The following is a 20,980-nucleotide window of genomic DNA, read 5'->3' as shown; positions in this document are numbered from 1 at the left end:
GTCGCACCGACGCCCTGCTGGGGTGACAGCCGTGGCGCCTAAATCCCTGCTGCGCCTGGCCGGCCAGGCCATCGGCCACTACCGCATGATCCGGCCCGGCGATCGCCTGCTGCTGGGCCTGTCCGGCGGCAAGGATTCCTTGTCCCTGCTGCACGTGCTGCTCGATCTGCGGCGCCGCGCGCCGGTGCACTTCGACCTGGCCGCGGTGACGGTCGATCCGCAGAGCCAGGATTTCGATCCCAGCCCGCTGCAGGACTACGTGCCCAGCCTGGGAATACCCTATTTTTACGAGAGCCAACCCATCCTGGAGCGCGCCCGGGCACACATGGGCAAGCACTCCTACTGCAGCTTCTGCGCCCGCATGAAGCGCGGCACCCTCTACGCCTGCGCCCGGCGCGAGGGGTACAATGTGCTGGTCCTGGCCCAGCACCTGGACGATCTGGCCGAGAGCTTTCTCATGTCCGCCTTCCACAACGGCGAGCTGCGCACCATGAAGGCCCACTACCGCATCCGGGCCGGCGATCTGCGCGTGATCCGCCCTTTCGTGTACGTGCGCGAGCGCCAGACCCGCGCCTTCGCCGAAGCGGCGGGCCTGCCGGTCATCAGCGAGAACTGCCCCGCCTGCTTCGCCGCGCCGACGGAAAGGGTGCGGATGAAGGAAATCCTGGCGGCGCAGGAAACCATTCAGCCGCATCTCTTTCAAAACCTTCTCAGAGCCATGCGTCCGCTCATGGGGGATGGGCAGGAAGTGTTCCGGCAGGGCGGCGCAGCGGGTCTGGCGGGTACACCGGCCGAGGAGGATTGATCATGCCTGATTACCGACAACGCTTTACCTTCGAGCAGCAACCCATCCGCGGCGAGATCTGCCAATTGGCGAGCGTCTACCAGCGCGTGCTCAAGCAGCACGACTACCCGCCTCTGCTGCAGGCCTGGCTGGGCGAGATGCTGGCCGCGGTCAGCCTGCTGAGCTCCACCATCAAGTTCGATGGCAGTCTCATCGTGCAGATCCAGGGCCAGGGTCCGTTGCGGCTCCTGGTGGGGGAAAGCGACCCCAAGGGCGGTTTGCGCGCTTACGCGCGCTGGGACGAGGAGGCGCGTGACCGCTTTGCCGGCTCGGAGGGCGATCTGCGTGATTATTGCCAGGGCGGGCTGATGGTGATCACCATCGATCCCGGCCCGGGGATGGAGCGCTATCAGGGCATCGTGCAGTTGGAGCAATCGCTGGCCGCCAGCCTTGAACACTACTTCGTGCAGTCCGAGCAACTGCTGACCCGCCTGTGGCTGGCCGCCGATCCGGCGGCTGCCGGCGCGGCCGGCCTGCTGCTGCAGCGTCTGCCGGAGTTGCGCGGCGATATGGACGACTGGGTGCGGGTGGGACTGTTGGCCGACACCCTGAGCTCCGAGGAGCTGCTGGATTGCGACAGCAAGACACTCCTGCACCGCCTGTACCATGAGGACGATCTCCGCCTCTTTACCCCGCAGCCGGTCTACTTCGCCTGTCATTGCTCGCGGGAGCGGGTGGAACGCATGCTGCGCAGCCTGGGCGAGGCGGAGCTGCAGGATATCCTGCAACAGCAGGGCCAGGTGGAAGTGACCTGCGAGTACTGCCAAACCCCCTATCACTTCGACCCGGTCGACGTCGCCGAGCTGCTCGCCAGCGAGCATCCGGGGCTCCTGGATTCAGAACGGATTCACTAAAGGAAGCGCAGCAGGCAAGCGGACTTGGCCGCGCCCGTGCCGCTGCGTGAGCCCGTCCCAAGCTGTACGCTCAGTATTTCGAGGCAAGCATGGCCCTCTACGCGATCGGTGACTTGCAAGGCTGCCTGAACCCGTTCGAAGCCCTCCTGGAGCGGATCGGCTTCCGGAAGGGTCGGGATCGGCTATGGTTGGCCGGGGACCTGGTCAATCGCGGGCCGGACAGCCTGGGCGTACTGCGCAGCGTTTACGCCCTGCGCGGCGAGGTGCAGGTCGTGCTCGGCAATCACGACCTGTACTGCCTGGCCCGGGCCGCCGGCGTGCTCGAAGCCAAGGACGGCGATACGCTGTCGCCGCTCCTGGCGGCGCCGGATGGCCCCGAGCTGTTCGACTGGCTGCGCCGGCAGCCTTTCTTGCATGAGGATGGGTCTGCGGGCTGGTGCATGGTGCATGCCGGCCTGCACCCCGACTGGGATCTCGAGCTGGCGCGCCGGCACGCGGAGAGCCTCAGCGCGCCGCTGCGCGGCCCCGGGTGGCGGGAGTTCCTCGCCATGCTGTGGGGCGGCCCCGCGCCCGCGCGCTGGGAAGACTGCGGCAGCGAGGAAGAGCGCCAGCGCTTCCGGGCCGGCGTCTTCACGCGTACCCGTCTGGTGACGGCGGACGGGCGCTTCCACTGGCCCGCCAAGCCGCCCCAGGAATCGTCCTCCTATCAACCTTGGCACGCCCTGTACCTGGCGCGGCATCCGGGCGTGCGGGTGGTCTGCGGCCACTGGGCCGCGCAGGGCCTCGTGCGCCAGGAGCGGCTGCTGGCCCTGGACAGCGGCTGCGTCTGGGGCAAGCAGCTCAGCGCCGCCCGTCTCGACAGCGGTGCGGCGCTGGCCCCGGTGTGGCAGCAGGCTTGTCCGCAGGCGGCGGCAATGAAAGACGAGGGATGAGCCAGCAGCACTGGGCGAATGGCTTGGGCGGGGATGGGTAACGCGGCGATAGCGCTTCCCATGCCGGCTCGCTCCTACAGCAGGACACGGCATCGGCGCGCCTTGCGGCTGAAGCCGCTCCTGCCCTGACCGGGCCGCCCCGCCCCCAGCCCCAGCCCCAGCCTCAGCCGTCGGCCTGGTGCAGCTCCGTGTAGATCAGCGCCACCCCCATGCGCACGAACTCCTCGAGTTCCGTGAACTCCTGCTCCTGCTCGGGAGCGGGGAGGTCGGGATCGAGCCCGGCTTGGGTAATGGCCTCGAAGTCGGTGGCGAGCTCCTGCGCGTCGCCGGGCAGGGGCTGTGGCGCGCCAGCCAAGCGCAGGCCCAGCAAAAAGCCCTGGCACCAGGCGGCCAGGGCTTCCACCCGCTCTTCCAGCGGGGCTGCATCGGGCGGGAGGAGCAGACGAAACGCGAAAGCCTGATCTCCGCTCAGTTGCCTGCCCATCTGCATCAGGCCGCCGGCGAGGCTGGCGACGAGCTCCTTGTGGGCTTCCGCCCGCGCCTCCCCCAGCACCAGGGGCAGCCAGTCTTGGACACCGGGCAGGCGCGGGCCGCAGACCATGCCGGCCAGCATGCCGTGAGCCTCCGCCGGGCCGATCAGGGCGCCGGCGCCTTGCAGCGACTGGCGGAGGGCGAAAAAGTCCAAGGCGGCCACCGGCTGTAGCGCGTTCAGCCGCGGCCGCGGCCGGGGTGGCGACTGCGGAACTCCTCGCGGAGCCGCTGCTGTTCATCGGGGCTCAGGCGCTCGAAGTCCTGGCGCTGGCGCCGGATCTGCTCGCGCTCCTCCTGGGGCATGTTGCGCCACTGTTCCAAGCGCTTTTGCAGCAGCGCCTTTTCCTCCGGACTCAGGTCGCGGTTGTCCCGGGCCAGCTGCCAGGCCTCCTGGCTCCAGAAGGGCTGGGCCGGCTCCGCCGGCGCGGCGCCGTAAGCCGCCGGGGCCAGGCACAGGGCGCACAGCAGCGCGCCTCGGTGAAACGCTGTCTTCAGCATGGGTTCCAATCCACTACGCATCATGGCTGTTGTTCTTGATAAGATCGGGGTGTTCCGCCAGCCACTGATAGAACTCCAGGTCAGACAGCATATCCACGGTCTGCGGGTCTTCCAGCAGCTTGGCCGTATCCAGTTCATGGTTGATGCCGTTGTTCATGCCGGTATGCATTTGCCAGCTGAGGCCGATGACCAGCAGCAAGGTGGCCATGGCGGCACCGAGGCGGTACACGGGCGCCATGCCCGGCAGCGGCCGTTGGGCGCGGGCGGGGCGCAGGCGGGGGTGCGGCAACGCATCAAGCCGCCGCAGCACGGCGTCCGCCAAGTCGGCGCGCCGGCGACAGCGTGGACAATGGCGCACATGCTCGTCCACCCGTGCGGCCATCTCGGCGCGAAGCAGACCGGCGCGCCACTGGTCCAGCAAGGTATCGTCCGGATGCGAGAGTGCCGTTACACTCGAGTCCTGTCTGAACGTGCCGTCAATCATTGTCTGTTCCCCTTCCCCGCTCGAACTCCGGGATCTCTCCCGCAAGCTTCTCTCCCCCGTTGGCGTCCTGTTCCACGAAATTCTGCAACTGTTCGCGCAGCTTGGCCAGCGCCCGGAAGTGATGGGTCTTCACGCTGCCCTCCGAGCACTGCATGGCGACGGCGGTTTCCTTGACCGACAGACCTTCCCAGTCGCGCAGCAGAAAGGCTTGGCGTTGCCGCAGGGGCAGGGTGGCCAGGGCCTGATCGATGGCCAGAGCCATCTGCTTGCCGGCCGCCCGCCCCTCGGGGGTCGGCGCGCCATCGGCCACGCGCACGTAGACCGGTTCTTCGTTCTCGTCGGCGGAATCGTGGCGCCAGGGCAGGAAGAGCCCCAGCATCTGCTCCACCTTGCGGCGCCGCTGCCAGTCCACCAAGCGCCGGTTTAAAATAGTATAGAACAGCGGCGCCCATTCCTCCGCGGGTTTGTCGGCGTATTTCTCCATCAGCTTCAGCATGCTGTCCTGCACCAGGTCGCGGGCCGCTTCCTCGTCATGGAGGGCGTACCAGGCCATGCGATAGGCACGCCTTTCCACCTGCCGGAAAAACGCATCGAAGTCGACGGGCACGGCGTGCTGTTCAGCCACGGTGCCCCGCGGATGCAGAGGAAACGTCAGGCCGTGCGCGTGGCCGCTCATGGCTGCACGCTCCCTGCCGGGCGACGGCCAACGGGCCGAAGATGGTGGCCGGACGGACGTGCATGTTCAGGAAATCCGCCGCGGCGGCCGCGGCGCGGCGCGCGAGTCGCCAAGGTGGCATCGGGCAGCGCAGAACAGAGAATACTCATCGCCGTTACTCCAGACAGTCAGGATGGGCTCGGAGGCCATTGCTGAGGATATAACGACGTGGCGCATGAGTGGTTGACGGAGGGGATTGGCTGCCGTCAGAAGGTCAGGACCTTTTCCGATTGGCGAATGCTGGCGACCAGCGTCTTCATGGAGCCTTTCTCCACTCCCGGCAGCAAATCGCCTTCCGACTTGCACTCGCGGGTCAGGCACATGCCGCAGGCCTGGACGCTCATGCCGAGTTCGATGAATTCGCACAGCATGTCCCGCTGTGCCTGCAGCCGCTCGTCCTCGATCTCGGGGGTTTTCAGCGCCAGTTGCAGCGCGCCTTCCACCAGGAAGAGACAGACGGTCTCCCCGTCGGCGACGGCGGCGCCGGCCAGGCGCAGGGCCGTGAAGGCGGGGTTGCCGGGGGCATCGGGGCGGGATTGGATGATAATGGTCCAGCTCATGCAGTGTTCCTTAGCGGGGGGAAACGCGAAAAACCTTGTCCGGGGCCGGCGCGGTGCTGTTTGCGGCACGTCCCGACGACATGCTGTCTATTATAGCGCATGCCGGCGGCGTTGCACGGGCGCGGCGCTCGCCGGCTCTCAGTCCCGCAGGAACTCCGGCATGGCCAGCGCGCCGCGGTGCAGGGCGGCGTTGTAGTAGCGCGTGGCGAAGGACTTGGCGGCGGCGTCCGCATGGCGGAATTCCTCCAGCTTGACACCCTTGCCGCCCAGGGTGGCGCTCCACCAGCCGGATGGATAGGTGCACTGGGGGAAGTGCAGGGTGGCCACGTCGCTGGCGCCGGCCTCGCGCAAGCGGGCGCGCACGCTGCGGATCAGCTCGGCATGGAAAAGCGGGGACTCGCTCTGCCCCACCACGACACCCCGTTCGCCCAGGGCGCGCAGGCAGTTGCCGTAGAACTGGGCGGAAAAGAGCCCCGCCGCCGGACCCACCGGATCGGTGGAGTCGATGATGATCACGTCATAGCTGCCCGCCGGCGCGTCGGCCACCCACTGGATGCCGTCCTGGAAATGGAAATGGGCGCGCGGGTCGCCGTTGGCTTCGCACAGCTCGGGGAAAAACTGCTCCGCCACCCGGGTGACCCGCTCATCCAGCTCCACCATGTCCACGTGCCGGACGCCGGGATGCTTGAGCACCTCGCGCAGGGTGCCGCAGTCGCCGCCGCCGATGATGAGCACGCGCTTGGGATCGGGATGGGAAAAGAGGGCCGGGTGGGACATCATCTCGTGATAGACGAAGTTGTCCCGGTCGGTGACCATGACCAGCCCGTCCAGGGTCATCAGAGTGCCGAAGCTTTCGGTGCGGAAGATTTCGATGGTCTGATAGGGGCTCTGCTCCCGATGCAGAACTTCGAGGACCTTGAGGCTGATGGCCGAGCGGCCTTCTTCCCAGCGCTCCGAGTACCACAGTTCCGTGCTCATAGTGCCTCCATGGAAAAGCAAGGCTCAGGCGGGTCGCAGTCTGGCCGAGCCGTGGGTTGCGGGATTGGGGATGGGCAACGGCCGCCCGCGGACGGACGGCCGTGGGCGCCGTCAGGCGCTGGCGGCCAGCTTGACGGTGACTTGGCTGGGGTCCACGCCCATCATGTCCACTTGGCCGCGCTTCATTTCCATGGTGGACACCTGCTGGGCGCGCAGGGCTTCCTTCAGGTAGGTGAGGCCTTGCTCCGGGAAGACCGTGTCGCCGCAGGTGAAGATGTCGACGGCGGCATAGCCGTACTCGGGCCAGGTATGGATGGCCAGATGCGATTCGGCCACGATGACCGCGCCGCTGACGCCATACGGGGAAAAATGGTGGAAGGTCTGGGTGACGATGGTGCAGCCGGTGCGGCGGGCCGCTTCCAGCATGGCATCGGTCACGAGGTCAACATCGCTGAGGATGTTCTTGTCGCAGTGGTAGAATTCTGCAACGATTTGATGTCCCAAAGAGCGCATCGGTCAAGCCCCCCCTAACAAGAGAAAGCCAGCTGACGGTCCTCCGCTTTGCGGAGAAAGGCCAGCGAGCGGCCGCTTAAGAAGTAGCTCCCGTGCACCCCCAGACAGCCCTAGGTTTTGGATTTGGCGTATTCCCCTGAGGGTTTGGGCCGCTTCGGCCGTCGGTGACGGCGTTTCCCCCCGGTGCAGCTTTCGGTGCCGTGGAAACAGTGAAAGCGGCGCATTATAGGGAGGCGGGCCGCGGGATGCAAGACTTTTTGCAGGGTTGCTTAACTCCGCGACACGGCATGATATACTGGGGACGCCACGAGGACAGGAGTGGCATGGCCCCGCCGGCGATCGGCATTGCCGGCGGGGCGCACCGCCAATACATAAGGAGCAAGGACATGTCAGCCGCCCACAAGGTGGAGCTAAGCCAGTTTCTGAAGCACCAGCATTTGTGCGAATCCCTGACCATGCAGGAGATCAACACGCTGCTGGAATACGTCACCCACGCCCATTTCTCCAAGAACGAGGTCATCGCCGACATCGGCACCCTCGGCGAAGCACTCTATTTCGTGGTGAAGGGCGAGGTGGCCCTGATCTACGAGGCGCCCACCGGCGATCAGCAGGAGGTGGGCCGCATGGTGGAGGGGGAGGTGATGGGCGAGATGTCCTTCTTCGACCGCCGCCCCCGCAGCGCGCGGCTGGTGGCCAAGAGCGAGGATACCCAGGTGCTGGTCCTGACCCGCGCCCGCTACAAGCGCCTGCGGGTGGAGCACCCCTACATTGCGGTGAACCTGCTGGAGCACGTCATCATCAGCCTGGATCACCTGTTCCGCCGGGTGTCCCAGGATTACACGGAGTTTTCCAGCTACCTGTACGGTCGCGGGAAGTAGCCCTAGACGGGCGGGTGGCGCAGGATCTCCCGGAGCCGGTCCAGCCGCGCCAGGGGATCCTGAAGTTCCAGCAGCTCCTGCTTGTCCCGGTTGTCGATGGGCAGCAGCTGGGCCAGGCGCATGCCCACCCAGCCGGCATCGTCCAGATGGGCGCGATCGCCCAGCACGGCGGGGCCGAATTCGCGGCAGATTTCGGCCAGAAAGATGCCGAGGTCCTGCAGGTCGTCGGGCAGCGGGGTGGCGGGCTCGCCGGGCAACAGCGCCGCGTCGGCCAGCACCAGCCGGTCCCGGAGGGACCGGCGCTCCACGCGGAAGCGGTGTCCGCCCTGAACTTCGATCTGCAGGATGCCCTGCTCCGGCATGTCCCAGTTGATGATGTGGGCGAGAGTGCCCACGTCGAAGGGCTCGGCCGGCTCCCCCACTTCCGCGCCCTGGCGGATGAGGGCGATGCCGAAGGGCCGCTCGCGCTTCAAGGCGTCCGTCACCATGTCCAGGTAGCGTGGCTCGAAAACGCGCAGAGCCAGCCGGCTGCCCGGAAACAGCACGGTGTTCAGCGGAAAGAGCGGGAGTTGTTCTATGCTTTCGGGCATGGATCGGTCCTGCGCGATGGATGACGGATTCCACCAAATACCCGCATTATAGCACCCGTACCTGGTCCCGGTGAGGACTCGCCCGCCTTGCCCCCTTGCATCAACGGATCGACATGGCCCTACCCCTGCATTTCAGCGCGCCGCCGCCCCTGTCCCTGTACGTGCACCTGCCCTGGTGCGTCAGGAAGTGCCCGTACTGCGACTTCAACTCCCACGCCCTGCGCGGGGCGCTGGCCGAGGATGCCTATGTGGATGCCCTGTTGGCCGATCTGGAGCGGGATCTGCCGCTGGTTTGGGGACGTCACGTGGAGACCGTGTTCTTCGGCGGCGGCACCCCGAGCCTGTTCAGTCCCGAGGCCATCGACCGGCTGTTGTCGGGGATCCGCGCCCGCCTGCCGCTCTCGCCCTTGGCGGAGATCACCCTGGAGGCCAATCCGGGTACGGTGGACGTGGCGCGCTTCCAGGGGTTCCGGGCGGCGGGCATCAATCGCCTGTCCATCGGCATCCAGTCCTTCGCCGACGGCATGCTGCAGCGCCTGGGACGCATCCACGGCGGCATCGAAGCGCGGCAGGCGGCGGCCGCGGCGCGGGCGGCGGGCTTCGACAATTTCAACCTGGATCTGATCTTCGGCCTGCCCGGCCAGGAACTCGAGCAGGCCTTGGCCGACGTGGAGGCGGCGCTGGCCTTTGCGCCCTCGCATCTGTCCCTCTACCAGCTCACCCTGGAGCCCAACACCCCCTTCGCCCACGAGCCGCCGCCCGGACTGCCCGACGACGATGCGCTCGGAGAGATGGAGGACGTGCTGCGGGAGCGGCTGCAGGCGGCGGGGCTCGGCCGCTACGAGATATCCGCCCACGCCGCGCCCGGCCAGCAGGCGCGCCATAACCTCAATTACTGGCGCTTCGGCGACTACCTGGGCATCGGGGCCGGCGCGCACGGCAAGATCACCAGCCATGATCGTGTCCTGCGCACCACCAAGCCGCGCGGTCCCGAGCAGTATCAAGCCCAGGCGCTGGGCAGCGGCGGACTGGGCGAGCGGCGCGAGGCCGCGGCCCGCGACCTGCCCTTCGAGTTCGCCCTGAATGCTTTCCGCCTGGTGGACGGCTTCGAGACCCGCCTCTTCGAAGAGCGTACCGGCCTGCCCTTGGTCAAGGTGCAACAGGCCCTGGAATCGGCGGAACGGCAGGGGCTGATCGCCTGGGACTTGCAGCGCATCCGTCCCACGCCGCTGGGCCTGCGCTTTTTGAACGATCTGCAGCGCCTGTTCCTGCCCCCGGACGCCTGACGGGACGGTCTTTCGGAAGAGGCCGGAGCGGGCGGCCGGTGGCATCATGACAAGCGACGCCCGGTCCCACACCCGCCCGAGCCGGCTTGCTTCGTCGCGGGCGTTTTACCGGTTCCGCGGAAACAAGCTAAGATAACGCGGCCGAGCATTCGGCGCTTGGCTACAATTGAAGTGACGCACTGCGCAGTCCGGATGCGGAAGGGCCGAGCGGGCCGCGCTTCGCCGGCCATGCTCCGGTGGCCGCGCCACGCAGCTCTTCTTGGGCATGAAACAGAACGGCATTGGGAGTGCCAATTTGCATCTAGTCGACACGACCATGTTTTTTGCCCGGGAATCCGGCGGGGTCAAGCGCTATCTGACCCAGAAACGGGCCTGGCTGCAGCGCTATCGGGTACTGCGCCACACGCTGGTGGTGCCGGGAGCGCGCAACAGCCCGCACAGCAACCCCGGCGTGGTGACGCTGCGCAGCCCGAAGATCCCCTTCGGCCACGGCTATCGCCTGCCCGTCAATCTGGCGGCCTGGGGCCGCACCCTGCGCCAGTTGGAGCCGGACCTGATCGAGGCCGGCGATCCCTATCAGCTGGCCTGGCTCAGCTTGCGGGTGGGCCGCGATTTAGGGGTGCCGGTGGTCAGCTTTTATCACTCCGATCTGCCGCGGCTGGTGCGCAGCCGCTTCGGCGGCATGGCCGGCGCCGCTACGGCCGCCTATGTGCGGCGCCTCTATGGCCGTTTCGACCTGGTCTTGGCGCCGAGCCAGGTGATGGTGGACAAACTGCATAGCTTGGGCATCATGCAGGCGCGCTATCAGCCCCTGGGCGTGGATCTGGAGCGCTTCCGGCCCGAGTTGCGCGACGCCGCCCTGCGCGCCCGCCTGGGCCTAGCTGCGGATACGCGCCTGCTGATCTACGTGGGCCGCTTCTCCCGGGAAAAAAACCTGCCTCTGCTCTTGCAGGCATTGGAACGCCTCGGCCCCGCCTACCACCTGCTCATGGTCGGCGCGGGCGCGAACCTGCCGCCGCAACGCAACGTGACCTACTGGCCCTACCAGTCGGACACGGCGGATCTGGCCGGTCTCATCGCCAGCTGCGACGCCCTGGTGCATCCGGGCGATCAGGAAACCTTCGGGCTGGTGGTGCTGGAAGCCATGGCCTGCGGCCTGCCGGTGGTCGGCATGGCGGCGGGCGGCGTGGCGGAGCTGGTGGACCCGAGCTGCGGCTTGCTGGTGGAGCCCGGCCGCGCCGCGGCCCTGGCCGAAGGCATTGCCGCGCTCTTCGAGCAGGATCTGGCGCAGCTCGGATGCAACGCGCGCGCCAAGGTGGAGCGCCTGTACGGCTGGGACCGGGTGATGCCCCGCCTGCTGCGCCACTACGCCAGCATTCCCGCCCTGGCCGGACGCCTGGATCTGAGTCGCCTGCCCGTCCAGTATGCCGTTGACTGATGCCCGTCGCGCCCTGTGCGTGTCCCTGCATGACGTGGCGCCCGCCACCTGGCCCGCCTGCGTCCGCATTCTGGAAGCCCTGCATGCCGTGGCGCCCGTGCCCGTGACCCTGCTGGTGGTGCCCGACTACCACCGGCTCGGCCGGGTCGACCGGGACCCCACCTTCGTGCGCGCCATCGACGCGCGCCTGGCCCAAGGCGACGAAATCGCCCTGCACGGCTTTTATCATGTGGACGACGCGCCCCAGGCGCGCACGCCCTGGGGGCGGCTGCGGCGGCGCTTCTACACCGCCGGCGAGGGAGAGTTCGCCGCCCTGGATGCGGCGCAGGCGCGGGAGCGCCTAGAGGCCGGCTTGGCGCTCTTCCAGCGCCTGGGCTGGTCCGCGCCCGGCTTCGTCGCGCCGGCCTGGCTCCTGGGTGACGGCGCCTGGCAGGCCTTGAGCGCCCTGTCCTTTCAGTACACCACCACCCTGCAGGGGCTGCACCACCTGCCCAGCCGCCGCTTCATCCCCAGCCAGAGCCTGGTCTACAGCGTGCGCTCGCCCTGGCGGGTGTGGCTGTCGCGGCGCTGGAATCCCTTCCTCTTCCAGCGCTTGCAGGACAACTCCGTGCTGCGCCTGTCCCTGCACCCGGCCGACGCCGCCCATCCGCAGGTGATGCGCGACTGGCAGGATTTCCTGGCGCGCGCGCTGGCAGATCGCGTGGCCATGACCAAAGAGGCCGCCGTTCGCGCATGCGTCTGAAGCACTCCTTCGCCCTGCTGCTCATCGTCAGCCTGACCCTGTCCGTTTCGGTGCCGATCTTCTACGGCGGCCTGGAGAGCTTCCGGGTGCTGGGCCGCCTGCCCTTGTGGGGCATCGCCCTGCTGCTCGGCATGGTGCTGCTCGGCTGGCGCCTGAACGCGGCACGCCTGCAGCTTTTGGGCGGCAGCCTGGGGCTGCGCCTGAGTGGCCGCCAAGCCTTGTCGACGGTGGTGGCGACCGAGTTCGCCAGCGCCGCCACCCCGGCCGGCTCCGGCGGGCCGCCCACGCTGGTGTTCCTGCTGACGGAGAAGGGGCTGAGCACGGGGCGCAGCGCGGGGATGCTGGCGGTGGACGCGCTGGCCGATCTGGTGTTCTTCGGCACCGCCATTCCCATCGCCATCCTGCTCTTCCTTTCGCGCAGCGGCGTCAGCCATCCGCTGCTCTTCGGCGGGCTGCTGCTGACGCTGATCCTGGCGGGGCTGGCGCTCTTGTGGCTGGTGGTCCACAAGCACCGCAGCATCCTGCTGTGGCTGGGCAACCTGGCGCGGCGCATCCGCTTCCTCGCCCGTTTCCGCTTCCGCATGGCGCGCATGGTGGTGCACTTCCGCCAAGCCGTCGCCCTGCTGATACGCATGCCGCTGCACCGGCTACTGGCCCTCTATCTCTTCACGGCGGGCCACTGGCTGCTGCGCTACAGCGTGCTGGCGGTGCTCTTGTGGCTGCTGAAGGAGTCGGTGCCCTGGGCCTATCTCTTCCTGGTGCAGTCCATTCTGCTCTTCGGCGGCCAGATCCTCTTGCTGCCGGGCGGCGGCGGCGGGGTGGAGATCGGCTTCGGCGCCCTGCTGAGCACCTATCTCAACCCCGCCACCAGCGCCCTGACCCTCATCGTCTGGCGCTTCTGCACCTTCTACTGGTATCTGCTGGTCGGCGCGCCGGTCTTCATCCTGCAGACCGGGCGGGCGGCGCGCCGGCTGCTGGCGCCCGCCGGCTGATCAGCTCCGGCTGGGGTGGCGGCCCACCTCGCTGTCGTCCTGCTCCTTGGGCGCGGCCATGCCCGCCGGGGCAATGGTGCAGATGGCCCCCGGCGCGTCGATCTTCAGCACCAGGGATTCCTTGATGGCGAAGTTGAAGTGGGTGGGGTCGGGAATGGTGTAGTCCACGTGCAGGTCCTCGCCGATCAGGAGGGTGCCCGCCTCGGGCGTGAGCAGCAGCGCGCCCTCGATCTGGGTCTTGTAGATGCCGGCGGTGCACAGGCTCTTGAGGTGCTCGATCTGCACCAGGTCGCTGCCGTCCGGATAGCGGCGGAACAAGCTGTTGTAGAGCCGCGGCGCCAGCACCAGGGCGTAGGGGCCGCGGTAGCCCTGCTCGTCCAGCAGGGTGACGGCCGCCAGCACGTCCTTGAGCACCTGCTCCACGCTTTCCCAGTCGCCGCCTTCGAGATGGTTGCGGCCCTCCGCCGTGGCCAGGCCGGCCTGGCCCAGCTCCGGGGCGCCGCGATAGACCAGCTCCTCCTCGCGCAGGGTCACGGCCATGGTGGCATTGCGCACGGGCGTGAGGTCCAGGGGCTGGCCGTGCTCCAGGTGGGCCGCCACCTGCCGGCGGCTGAGGACGAAGCGGCGGAAGATCATGGGCACCGACAGGGGCCGGGAGACCACGGTGATGGCGTCGTGGAAGTTGTCGTGGTGGCGCAGGTCGTCGTTGCCGAGCTCGAAGGTGGTGAAGCCGGGACCGAAGGGACCCTCCACCGGCAGGATGCGCCGGCCGGTCAGGAGATCCCGGGCGGTGGCCACCGCCGCGGCTTCCATGCGGGAAATCAGGTCCGGGTCGAGGAAGGGGATGGTCACGTTCATGTCAGTCTCCTTTCAGATCACCGACGGTGAAGCGGCGCGGGCTGGCCGCGGGCTGTACCTCGTCCGCGGGACGGGTGGCGCCGGATTCCGTCTTGCCCGTGTTTTCCTCCTCCAGATGCGTGATGTCCCCGGTCGTGAAGAGGTACTCGCGCAGGTTCTTGTCCAGCTCGGGCATCTGGCGGCGGAGCCACTCGAGCACCATGGCCGCGTGCTCCATCTCCTCCTCCATGTTGTGCAGGAGGATGGCCTTGAGCGCCGGGTCGCCGCAGGCGTCGGCGCGCTGCCGATACCAGTCCACGGCTTCGAATTCTTCCATGAGGGAAATGATGGCCCGGTGGCGATCCTGGGTTTCCGGGCTCAGCTTGGCGGGGTCTTCGTGCAGGCCTTCATGAGACATGATCCACTCCCTTCTTGCGTGAAATCCGCCCGCGCTGGCGGGCGGGATGGCAGATGGATGAAGCAGAAACTACACTCGTCAACTTAGAACAAACGGCTTGGATTCAGTTTAATAATAGACGGGCACGACGCCAGGTGTCGCCATGGCCTTGATTGCCGCGCCCGCGCCGACGATTTCGGCTTCGGGGATGAAGTGGGTCTCCTCCAGGCCGCGCTTCTTGTAGCAGCCGGCGCAAACCCAGATGGTGGCCTTCTGGGCCAGCAGGAAATCCAGCAACTCCTTCACGCTCGGGAAAGTGGGCTCCTGCAGACCGTCGACGTAGTTGTCGGCGCGGGCCAGGTGCACGCCATCCAGGCTCAGGAACAGGGTGACCTGATGGCCTTCGGCAAGGGCGTTTTTTGCCAGCACCAGTCCCACGGTGGCACGGTCCAGATCGTTGGCGGCGTGGGTGATGTTGACGAAAAAGTGACTCATTTTATTCTCCTTTCTGGGATGTCGAAACAGCAATAAAATAGCATCCCATGAAAAGCTCCCACAAAAAAGCGCCCGCCGGCGTGTCCCTGGAACGCGCCTTGTCCAAGCTGGGCGTGGCCTCGCGCACGCAGGCGGCGGTGCTGATCGGTGCGGGGCGCGTGCGCGTCAACGAGCGGGTCGTGCGGGACGGCCGGTACCGGGTCGACATGCACCGCGACCGTATTTTCCTGGATAACGTTCTGCTGCGCCCTCGGACCAAGGTCTATCTGGCCCTGCACAAGCCAGCGGGCGTGACGACCACGCGCAGCGACGAGCAGGGCCGTGCCACGGTCTACGATTGTCTTGGGGAGTGGGGACGCGAGGACGCCTGGCTGGCGCCGGTGGGTCGCCTGGACCGGGCCAGCCAGGGCCTGCTGCTCTTCACCAACGATACGCAGTGGGCCCATCGCCTGCTCGATCCCGCCAGCCACGTGCCCAAGACCTACCACGTGCAGCTCGACCGGCATCTGGATGCCGCGGCCCTGGAAGCCATGCGCCAGGGCCTGGATCTAGGCGCGGGCGAGCGCACCCGGCCGGCAATGGTGCGCGTGCTGCGTCAGGGGGAGAAGACCCAGTGGCTGGAGATCACTCTCGAGGAAGGACTCAACCGCCAGATCCGGCGCATGGCCGAGGCGCTCGGCGCCGACGTGCTGCAGCTGGTGCGGATATCCATCGGCCCGCTGACGCTCGGCGAGCTGAAGCGGGGGGAGTACCGCCTGCTGACGCCGGCGGAGGTGATGGCGCTGGGACCACGGCGGGGCAGAACTGCCTCCTGAATGGGCCGGCGGCACGGCCAAAGTCCATCGCGAGCAAGCTCGTTCCTGCAACTCAAGCCCGGCCTCTGCGCTCCCTGCAGAAGCGAGCTTGCTCGCGATCGGCGCCACTCCGCCCCCGGTTGCCAGGGACCACCACGATTCAGGAAACGGGTGCCAGATTCCCGGTTGCCAGGAAGCAGGGTTGCTCCAGGACCAGCGCTTCGAACTCGGCGGCGGGCAGCGGCCGGCTCATCCAGTAGCCCTGGCCGTAGTCGCAGCCGAAGCGCTGCAGCGTCTGGAAGTGTTCCGCCGTTTCGATGCCCTCGGCCAGGCAGCGGCGCCCCAGGGTCTGCGCCAAGCCGATGATGGCGCGCACGATGGCCGCGTCATCGGGATCGGTGGCCAGGTCGCGCACGAAGGACTGGTCGATCTTGATGACGTCCGCCGGGATGCGTTTGAGGTAGTTCAGCGAGGAATAGCCGGTGCCGAAGTCGTCGATGGCGATCTGCAGGCCCAGCCCCTTGAGCGCGCCGATGGTGCGGATGCTGGCTTCGGGATCCAGCATGGCGGCGCTTTCGGTGATCTCCAGCTCCAGTCGGCAGGGATCCACGCCGCTGTTGGCCAGGATCGAGCGCAATTTGGCCACGATCTCCGGATCCTGGAACTGGCGGGTGGACAGGTTCACCGCCACCTGCAGGTCCAGGCCCTGTGCCGCCCAGGCTTGCGCCTGCCGGCACGCCGCCTGCAGCACCCAGGCGCCGATGGGCAGGATGAGGCCGGACTCCTCCGCATAGGGGATGAACTCGGCCGGACTGCGCAGGCCGTGCTGCGGGTCCCGCCAGCGGATCAGTGCTTCGGCACCGACGACACGGCCGCCGGCAAGCTCCACCAGGGGCTGGTAGTAGAGCACGAATTCCTGCTGCTCCAGCGCCCGCCGCAGATCCTGCTGCAGTTGCAGCCGTTGCCGGCTGCTCTCGCCGAGGGCTTCGGCAAAGAGCACCAGATTGTTGCGCCCGCGGCGCTTCGCTTCGTACATGGCCGCATCGGCATGCTGCAGCAAGGTGCCGGCACTGCGGCCGTCGTCGGGGAAGAGGCTGATGCCGATGCTGGCGCCGAGCTGGAAGCGGCGCTCGTCCACCGGGAAGGGCATGTCCAGCACGGCCAGCAGCCGTTGCGCCGCCTGGGTGGCATCCTCGGCGCCGGCGGCCGGCAGGATGGCCAGAAACTCGTCGCCGCCCAGGCGGGCGAGGATATCCTCGTCGCGCAGGTTGTGCTGCAGGCGCGCCGCCACCTGCCGCAGAATGCTGTCGCCGATGGCGTGGCCCAGGCTGTCGTTGATATCCTTGAAGCGGTCCAGATCGAGGAAGAGCACGGCGAAGCGGCTGTTCTCCCGGCGCGCCCGCGCCACCTCGTGCGCCAGCTGCTCCTCCGCCGCCAGCCGGTTGGGCAGATCGGTGAGCGGATCGTGCCGGGCCTGGGCCAGCAACGTGCGACTGTGGTCCTCCTCCCGCCGCACGACGAACTTGCCGACACCGAGAAAGATGGCGAAGTAGATGACAAAGCCCGCGAACACCGGAGCATTGTGCTCCCACCAGCGCATCCACAGCAGCGTCTGGGGCACGGAGACGTAGGCGGTCATCCCCATGGTGGGCAGCCGCGCGTAGGCGCCCAGGCGATTGCGGCCGTCCGCCATGACCCGCCCCTGGAAGAAGCCGGTGCGCTGCGCCGGCCGGGCCCGCAGCGCCTGCATCAGCGGCCCCCGGGCGCGGGTCAGGTAGACGCGCTCCGGCTGCGGCGCGGGCCAGCGGCTCTGGTGATAGCCGTCGTCACGCACCAGGCCGATGCTGGTGCCGGGCAGCAATGGAATGGCTTGCCACAGTGTGGTCTTCTGCTGCACCGGGATGCTGGCCTGCAGCACCAGCAGCGGGCGGTTGCGGGCGTCGCGCACGGTGTGGCGCAGCGGAATACGCCACTGCCGCACCACCAGGCCATACTGGGTGCGGCCGACCACATAGGCGGCCGGCGACTGCATGTCCGCGCGCAGGGTCTGCAGGAAATCCGGGTGCCGGCGCAGATCCGGCAGCCGCGAGCCGGGCGCGGCCGCCGAATTGGCGAGCATCTGGCCGTCGCTGCTGAAGATCGCCATGCTGGCGATTTCCTCGTGGCGGGACCGGAAGGCGCCGAGCAGGGGCAGGGCATCCTGGGGACGCTGCAGCACGTCACGCTCGAGCAGGAGCTGCCCGAGCAGGTCGAGTCCGCTGCTGACGCTGGCGAAGAAGTGCTCGCTGCTGGCGGCGGCGAAGCTGGCCTGGATGGCCAGGCTGTTTTGCAGATCTTCCTTCTCCTGACGCCAGCTCAAAAAGCCGTACACCGCCAGCGCAAAGAGGCCCAGCACGAGAAAGGTCGTGGTGGCAGCCCGGAGCAGGGTGGCGAAGGAATTGCGGAATTGGGGCCTGAAAGCGAGTTTCATCAATCCGTGCGTTGAATGGCCTTGTAGTTTTATGATTAGCAGCTTAATTTTAAGCAATATAGTTCATGGCGGCCGTTTTGCATCGTCAGGGATTGCCCTCGGCCGGCCCCTGATTACACTCGAAAAATTTTGAATTGTTGCAGGAAAGATGCCTGAATCCATTCCCGAGAACTCCGTCGGCCTCGTCACGCCGCAAAGCCGCCACTTCAGCGAGCCCCTGCTGCTGGAGTGCGGCCGCACCCTGCCCGAGTACACGCTCGCCTACGAGTGCTACGGCGAGCTGAACGCCGACCGCTCCAACGCCGTGCTCCTCTGCCACGCCCTGTCCGGTGACCACCACGCGGCAGGCTATCACAGCATGGCCGACCGCAAGCCAGGCTGGTGGGACGCCCTGGTGGGACCGGGCAAGCCGGTGGACACCAGCCGCTTTTTCGTGGTCTGCGCCAACGTGATCGGCTCCTGCAAGGGCTCCACCGGGCCGGCCAGCACCAACCCCGAAGCCGGCAAGCCTTACGGGCTCGATTTTCCGATGGTCACCGTAAAGGACTGGGTGCAAACCCAGGCGCGGCTGGCGGACGTGCTGGGCATCGCCCAATGGGCCGCGGTGGTGGGCGGCAGCCTGGGCGGCATGCAGGTGCTGCAGTGGGCCATCGACTTTCCCGAGCGTCTGCGCCACGCCGTGGTGATCGCCGCCACGCCCAAGCTGTCGGCCCAGAACATCGCCTTCAACGAGGTGGCGCGCCAAGCCATCATGACCGACCCCGACTTCCACGAGGGCCGCTACTACGAATTCGACACCAAGCCGCGCCGGGGCCTGGCGCTGGCGCGCATGGTCGGCCACATCACCTACCTGTCCGAAGACGCCATGCGCCAGAAATTCGGCCGCGACCTGCGCAACGGCAAGGATTTTTCCTTCGGCTTCGACGTGGAGTTCGAGGTGGAGAGCTATCTGCGCTACCAGGGGCGCAGCTTCGTGGAGCGCTTCGACGCCAACAGCTACCTGTACATCACCAAGGCGCTGGATTACTTCGATCCGGCGGCGGCCTACGACGGCAACCTCACCGCTGCCCTGGCCGGGGTCACGGCCCGCTTCCTGGTGGTCTCCTTCACCTCCGACTGGCGCTTTGCGCCGGCGCGCTCGCGCGAAATCGTCACCGCCCTCTACGCCAACAATCTGGAGGTGAGCTACGCGGAGATCGAGGCGCACCAGGGCCACGATGCCTTCCTGATGCCCATCGCGCAATACGTGGAGGTGTTCGGCGGCTACATGGACCGGGTGGCCCGGGAGTGCGGCGCATGAACGGGTTGCGTCCCGACCTCGACATCATCGCCGGCTGGATCCGGCCCGGCAGCCGGGTGCTGGACCTGGGTTGCGGCGACGGCACCCTGCTCGCCCATCTGCGCGACCATCGCAAGGCCACCGGCTACGGCGTGGAGCTGGACGATCTCAAGGTGGCCGCCTGCATCCGCAACGGGGTGCCGGTGATCCAGCAGGACCTGGACCGCGGCCTGAAGGAATTCGGCGACCAAGCCTTCGACTACGTGATCCTGTCCCTGACCCTGCAGGCCACCGCCTACCCCGATCAGTTGCTTCTGGAGATGCTGCGGGTGGGGCGCGAGGCCATCGTCACCTTCCCCAACTTCGGCCACTGGCAGGCGCGCTGGCAGTACGGCGTGCTGGGCCGCATGCCGGTCACCGACGCCATGCCGCACCAGTGGTACAACACGCCCAACATCCACCTGTGCACCATCCGCGACTTCGAGGCGCTGTGCGACAAGCGCGCCATCCAGGTACTGGAGCGCAAGGTGCTCGACGACCAGCGGCGCGACAGTTGGCTCAACCGCATGGCCCCCAACCTCTTCGGCGAGATCGCGCTGTACCGCTGCGCGCGCCTGCCGCTGGGCTGATGCGCGCCGCCTGGGCCGTGCTCGCGCTGCTGCTGGTACCGCCCGCGCTGGCGGCGGACCTGCTCAAGTGGCAGGACGCCCAGGGCCGCTGGCATTACGGCGACACGCCGCCCGCCGGCCGCGCCCGCGCCGTGCAGGCTGCGCCGGCGCCGACTCCGGCCGACCGCCAGGCCGCCGACGCCCGAACCGCGGCGCTGGAGCAGTACAACCGCGCCAAGGACCGGGAGTGGGCCGCAGAGGCCCGGGACCGGGAGAAGGCCTGGCGTGCCCGCACTCGCGCGACCGAGCGCCTGTCCCGGGACGGCCGCGCTGCGATCAGCGGACCAAGGCGAGCACGCCGATGATGATCAGGTACAGGGCAATGACGTAGTTCAGCAGGCGGGGCATGATGAGGATCAGGATGCCCGCGATGATGGAAAGGACCGGTTCCAGCGCCAAATGCAGTGTCATCTCGCCCCTCCTGCCATGATGGAAATGTTGCCATTGTAGGAGCCGGCCGTCCGGGCCGGCCTGGGTTTTTGGTCCTATACCCGCCGGCCGGGGAAATGCTGGGATAATGATGGCACAGCAGTGCGAGGAGGTGGCCTATCAAACTGGAACTGATCAGCTTTGCTCTCTGCCCCTACGTGCAGCGCTCGGTGATCACGCTGCTGCACAAGCAGGTGCGCTTTCAGGTCACCTACATCGATCTGGCCCACAAACCCGACTGGTTCCTGGCCCTGTCGCCCACGGGCAAGGTGCCGGCGCTGCGGGTCAATGACGAGACGGCGCTCTTCGAATCAGCGGTGATCAACGAGTACATCGACGAGACCACGCTGCCGCGCCTGCATCCCGAGGACCCGCTGGAGCGCGCCCGCCACCGCGCCTGGATCGAGTACGGCGCCGCGTTGCTGGCGGAACAGTTCGCCATGATGACTGCGCAGAGCGAGGAGGGGCTCGCGGCCATCGAGGCGCGCTTCTTCACCAACCTGGCGCGCCTGGAAGGCGTCGTGGCGACCCCCTTCTTCCGCGGCCGGCGCTTTTCCCTGGTGGATGCCGCCTACGCGCCGCTCTTCATGCGCCTGGAGATCCTGCACGCCTGGCGGCCCATGCCGCGCTGGGACGAGCTGGCCAAGCTGCGGGCATGGAGCCGGGCGCTCATGGAGCTGCCGGCGGTGCGGGACTCGGTACCCGCCGACTTCCGGGAGCAGTTCCGGATGTACCTGCGCGACAAGGGCAGCGTGCTCGTCAAATAGGGCGGGCGC

Annotated in this window: 26 protein-coding genes; 13 read left to right on the top strand and 13 right to left on the bottom strand. The window is 67.6% G+C overall.

Going from position 1 to position 20,980, the window contains the following annotated elements:
- Positions 1-31 precede the first annotated feature (31 nt).
- From G579_RS0103055 to G579_RS0103045, 3 genes are all read left to right on the top strand, one after another.
- A complete protein-coding gene (locus G579_RS0103055; protein WP_230973776.1) occupies positions 32-805 on the top strand; it encodes a tRNA 2-thiocytidine biosynthesis TtcA family protein in 774 nt (257 codons plus the stop codon).
- A 2-nt stretch (positions 806-807) separates the two neighbouring features.
- Positions 808-1,698, top strand: coding sequence for an Hsp33 family molecular chaperone HslO (hslO, locus tag G579_RS0103050; protein ID WP_028989009.1), 891 nt, complete (start codon positions 808-810; stop codon positions 1,696-1,698).
- A gap of 89 nt (positions 1,699-1,787) precedes the next feature.
- Positions 1,788-2,630 carry a symmetrical bis(5'-nucleosyl)-tetraphosphatase gene (locus G579_RS0103045; protein ID WP_028989008.1) on the top strand — a complete coding sequence of 281 codons (843 nt, stop codon included), beginning with the start codon at positions 1,788-1,790 and terminating at the stop codon, positions 2,628-2,630.
- A gap of 163 nt (positions 2,631-2,793) precedes the next feature.
- Here G579_RS0103045 and G579_RS18065 read toward each other — a convergent pair whose 3' ends face one another.
- From G579_RS18065 to speD, 7 genes are all read right to left on the bottom strand, one after another.
- Positions 2,794-3,315 (bottom strand): UPF0149 family protein, encoded by a 522-nt coding sequence (locus tag G579_RS18065; RefSeq protein ID WP_162142962.1) that lies wholly within the window; start codon positions 3,313-3,315, stop codon positions 2,794-2,796.
- A gap of 23 nt (positions 3,316-3,338) precedes the next feature.
- Positions 3,339-3,659, bottom strand: a complete 321-nt coding sequence (locus G579_RS18060; protein ID WP_051180774.1) for a DUF3106 domain-containing protein — start codon at positions 3,657-3,659, stop codon at positions 3,339-3,341.
- A gap of 13 nt (positions 3,660-3,672) precedes the next feature.
- On the bottom strand, positions 3,673-4,143 hold the full coding sequence (locus G579_RS19140) for a cupin domain-containing protein (RefSeq protein WP_162142961.1): 471 nt from the start codon (positions 4,141-4,143) through the stop codon (positions 3,673-3,675).
- Positions 4,136-4,819, bottom strand: a complete 684-nt coding sequence (locus tag G579_RS15530; protein ID WP_051180773.1) for an RNA polymerase sigma factor — start codon at positions 4,817-4,819, stop codon at positions 4,136-4,138. The genes G579_RS19140 and G579_RS15530 overlap by 8 nt, the downstream gene beginning before the upstream one ends.
- 245 nt (positions 4,820-5,064) lie before the next feature.
- The gene (locus tag G579_RS0103020; RefSeq protein ID WP_028989005.1) at positions 5,065-5,418 is read right to left on the bottom strand and encodes a DsrE family protein; all 354 of its coding nucleotides are present in this window, start codon (positions 5,416-5,418) and stop codon (positions 5,065-5,067) included.
- Positions 5,419-5,556: 138 nt separating this feature from the next.
- The gene (gene speE / locus G579_RS0103015; RefSeq protein ID WP_028989004.1) at positions 5,557-6,396 is read right to left on the bottom strand and encodes a polyamine aminopropyltransferase; all 840 of its coding nucleotides are present in this window, start codon (positions 6,394-6,396) and stop codon (positions 5,557-5,559) included.
- 111 nt (positions 6,397-6,507) lie between these two features.
- Positions 6,508-6,909, bottom strand: coding sequence for an adenosylmethionine decarboxylase (gene speD, locus G579_RS0103010; RefSeq protein WP_028989003.1), 402 nt, complete (start codon positions 6,907-6,909; stop codon positions 6,508-6,510).
- A 386-nt stretch (positions 6,910-7,295) separates the two neighbouring features.
- On the opposite strand from speD, the gene G579_RS0103005 reads away from it, so the two are divergent.
- On the top strand, positions 7,296-7,787 hold the full coding sequence (locus G579_RS0103005) for a Crp/Fnr family transcriptional regulator (protein WP_028989002.1): 492 nt from the start codon (positions 7,296-7,298) through the stop codon (positions 7,785-7,787).
- Between the two features lie 2 nt (positions 7,788-7,789).
- On the opposite strand, the gene G579_RS0103000 is transcribed toward G579_RS0103005, so the two are convergent.
- Positions 7,790-8,377, bottom strand: a complete 588-nt coding sequence (locus G579_RS0103000; protein WP_038017836.1) for an LON peptidase substrate-binding domain-containing protein — start codon at positions 8,375-8,377, stop codon at positions 7,790-7,792.
- A 113-nt stretch (positions 8,378-8,490) separates the two neighbouring features.
- Here G579_RS0103000 and hemW point away from each other — a divergent pair, with 113 nt between their 5' ends.
- The 4 genes from hemW to G579_RS0102980 all read left to right on the top strand — a co-directional run bounded on the left by hemW (position 8,491) and on the right by G579_RS0102980 (position 12,835).
- A complete protein-coding gene (hemW, locus tag G579_RS0102995) occupies positions 8,491-9,663 on the top strand; it encodes a radical SAM family heme chaperone HemW (RefSeq protein WP_051180772.1) in 1,173 nt (390 codons plus the stop codon).
- Positions 9,664-9,958: 295 nt separating this feature from the next.
- Positions 9,959-11,101 carry a glycosyltransferase family 4 protein gene (locus tag G579_RS0102990; RefSeq protein WP_028988999.1) on the top strand — a complete coding sequence of 381 codons (1,143 nt, stop codon included), beginning with the start codon at positions 9,959-9,961 and terminating at the stop codon, positions 11,099-11,101.
- Entirely contained in the window at positions 11,094-11,843 is a 750-nt protein-coding gene (locus G579_RS0102985; protein ID WP_162142960.1) for a DUF2334 domain-containing protein, read from the top strand. The genes G579_RS0102990 and G579_RS0102985 overlap by 8 nt, the downstream gene beginning before the upstream one ends.
- Positions 11,834-12,835: a flippase-like domain-containing protein gene (locus G579_RS0102980; RefSeq protein WP_038017831.1), complete on the top strand. Its 1,002-nt coding sequence runs from the start codon at positions 11,834-11,836 to the stop codon at positions 12,833-12,835. Before G579_RS0102985 ends, G579_RS0102980 begins: the two co-directional genes overlap by 10 nt.
- On the opposite strand, the gene G579_RS15525 is transcribed toward G579_RS0102980, so the two are convergent.
- The 3 genes from G579_RS15525 to G579_RS0102965 all read right to left on the bottom strand — a co-directional run bounded on the left by G579_RS15525 (position 12,836) and on the right by G579_RS0102965 (position 14,564).
- Entirely contained in the window at positions 12,836-13,693 is an 858-nt protein-coding gene (locus tag G579_RS15525; RefSeq protein WP_081662547.1) for a family 1 encapsulin nanocompartment shell protein, read from the bottom strand.
- Between the two features lies 1 nt (position 13,694).
- The gene (locus tag G579_RS0102970) at positions 13,695-14,090 is read right to left on the bottom strand and encodes an encapsulin-associated ferritin-like protein (protein ID WP_028988996.1); all 396 of its coding nucleotides are present in this window, start codon (positions 14,088-14,090) and stop codon (positions 13,695-13,697) included.
- Between the two features lie 108 nt (positions 14,091-14,198).
- The gene (locus G579_RS0102965; RefSeq protein WP_028988995.1) at positions 14,199-14,564 is read right to left on the bottom strand and encodes a DsrE family protein; all 366 of its coding nucleotides are present in this window, start codon (positions 14,562-14,564) and stop codon (positions 14,199-14,201) included.
- 47 nt (positions 14,565-14,611) lie between these two features.
- On the opposite strand from G579_RS0102965, the gene G579_RS0102960 reads away from it, so the two are divergent.
- Positions 14,612-15,379 (top strand): pseudouridine synthase, encoded by a 768-nt coding sequence (locus G579_RS0102960; protein ID WP_028988994.1) that lies wholly within the window; start codon positions 14,612-14,614, stop codon positions 15,377-15,379.
- A 139-nt stretch (positions 15,380-15,518) separates the two neighbouring features.
- On the opposite strand, the gene G579_RS18055 is transcribed toward G579_RS0102960, so the two are convergent.
- Positions 15,519-17,828: a putative bifunctional diguanylate cyclase/phosphodiesterase gene (locus G579_RS18055; RefSeq protein WP_051180770.1), complete on the bottom strand. Its 2,310-nt coding sequence runs from the start codon at positions 17,826-17,828 to the stop codon at positions 15,519-15,521.
- Between the two features lie 148 nt (positions 17,829-17,976).
- Here G579_RS18055 and metX point away from each other — a divergent pair, with 148 nt between their 5' ends.
- The 3 genes from metX to G579_RS0102940 are packed head-to-tail and all read left to right on the top strand — an operon-like array spanning position 17,977 to position 20,080.
- Complete coding sequence (gene metX, locus G579_RS0102950; RefSeq protein ID WP_028988993.1) at positions 17,977-19,128, top strand: homoserine O-succinyltransferase MetX; 1,152 nt, start codon at positions 17,977-17,979, stop codon at positions 19,126-19,128.
- Positions 19,125-19,736: a methionine biosynthesis protein MetW gene (gene metW / locus G579_RS0102945; protein WP_038017827.1), complete on the top strand. Its 612-nt coding sequence runs from the start codon at positions 19,125-19,127 to the stop codon at positions 19,734-19,736. Before metX ends, metW begins: the two co-directional genes overlap by 4 nt.
- A complete protein-coding gene (locus G579_RS0102940; protein WP_028988991.1) occupies positions 19,736-20,080 on the top strand; it encodes a DUF4124 domain-containing protein in 345 nt (114 codons plus the stop codon). Before metW ends, G579_RS0102940 begins: the two co-directional genes overlap by 1 nt.
- Here the strand turns inward: G579_RS0102940 and G579_RS18505 are convergent.
- Positions 20,052-20,186: a DUF3096 domain-containing protein gene (locus G579_RS18505; protein WP_081662546.1), complete on the bottom strand. Its 135-nt coding sequence runs from the start codon at positions 20,184-20,186 to the stop codon at positions 20,052-20,054. The genes G579_RS0102940 and G579_RS18505 overlap by 29 nt on opposite strands.
- Before the next feature lie 137 nt (positions 20,187-20,323).
- Between G579_RS18505 and G579_RS0102930 the strand changes: the two genes are divergently transcribed.
- Positions 20,324-20,971, top strand: coding sequence for a glutathione S-transferase family protein (locus G579_RS0102930; protein WP_028988990.1), 648 nt, complete (start codon positions 20,324-20,326; stop codon positions 20,969-20,971).
- Positions 20,972-20,980 lie beyond the last annotated feature (9 nt).

Source organism: Thermithiobacillus tepidarius DSM 3134 (genome assembly GCF_000423825.1).
GTDB classification, from domain to species: Bacteria; Pseudomonadota; Gammaproteobacteria; order Acidithiobacillales; family Thermithiobacillaceae; genus Thermithiobacillus; species Thermithiobacillus tepidarius.
Note: the sequence above shows the minus strand (reverse complement) of the source record. Positions and strands in the feature narration are given on the sequence as shown.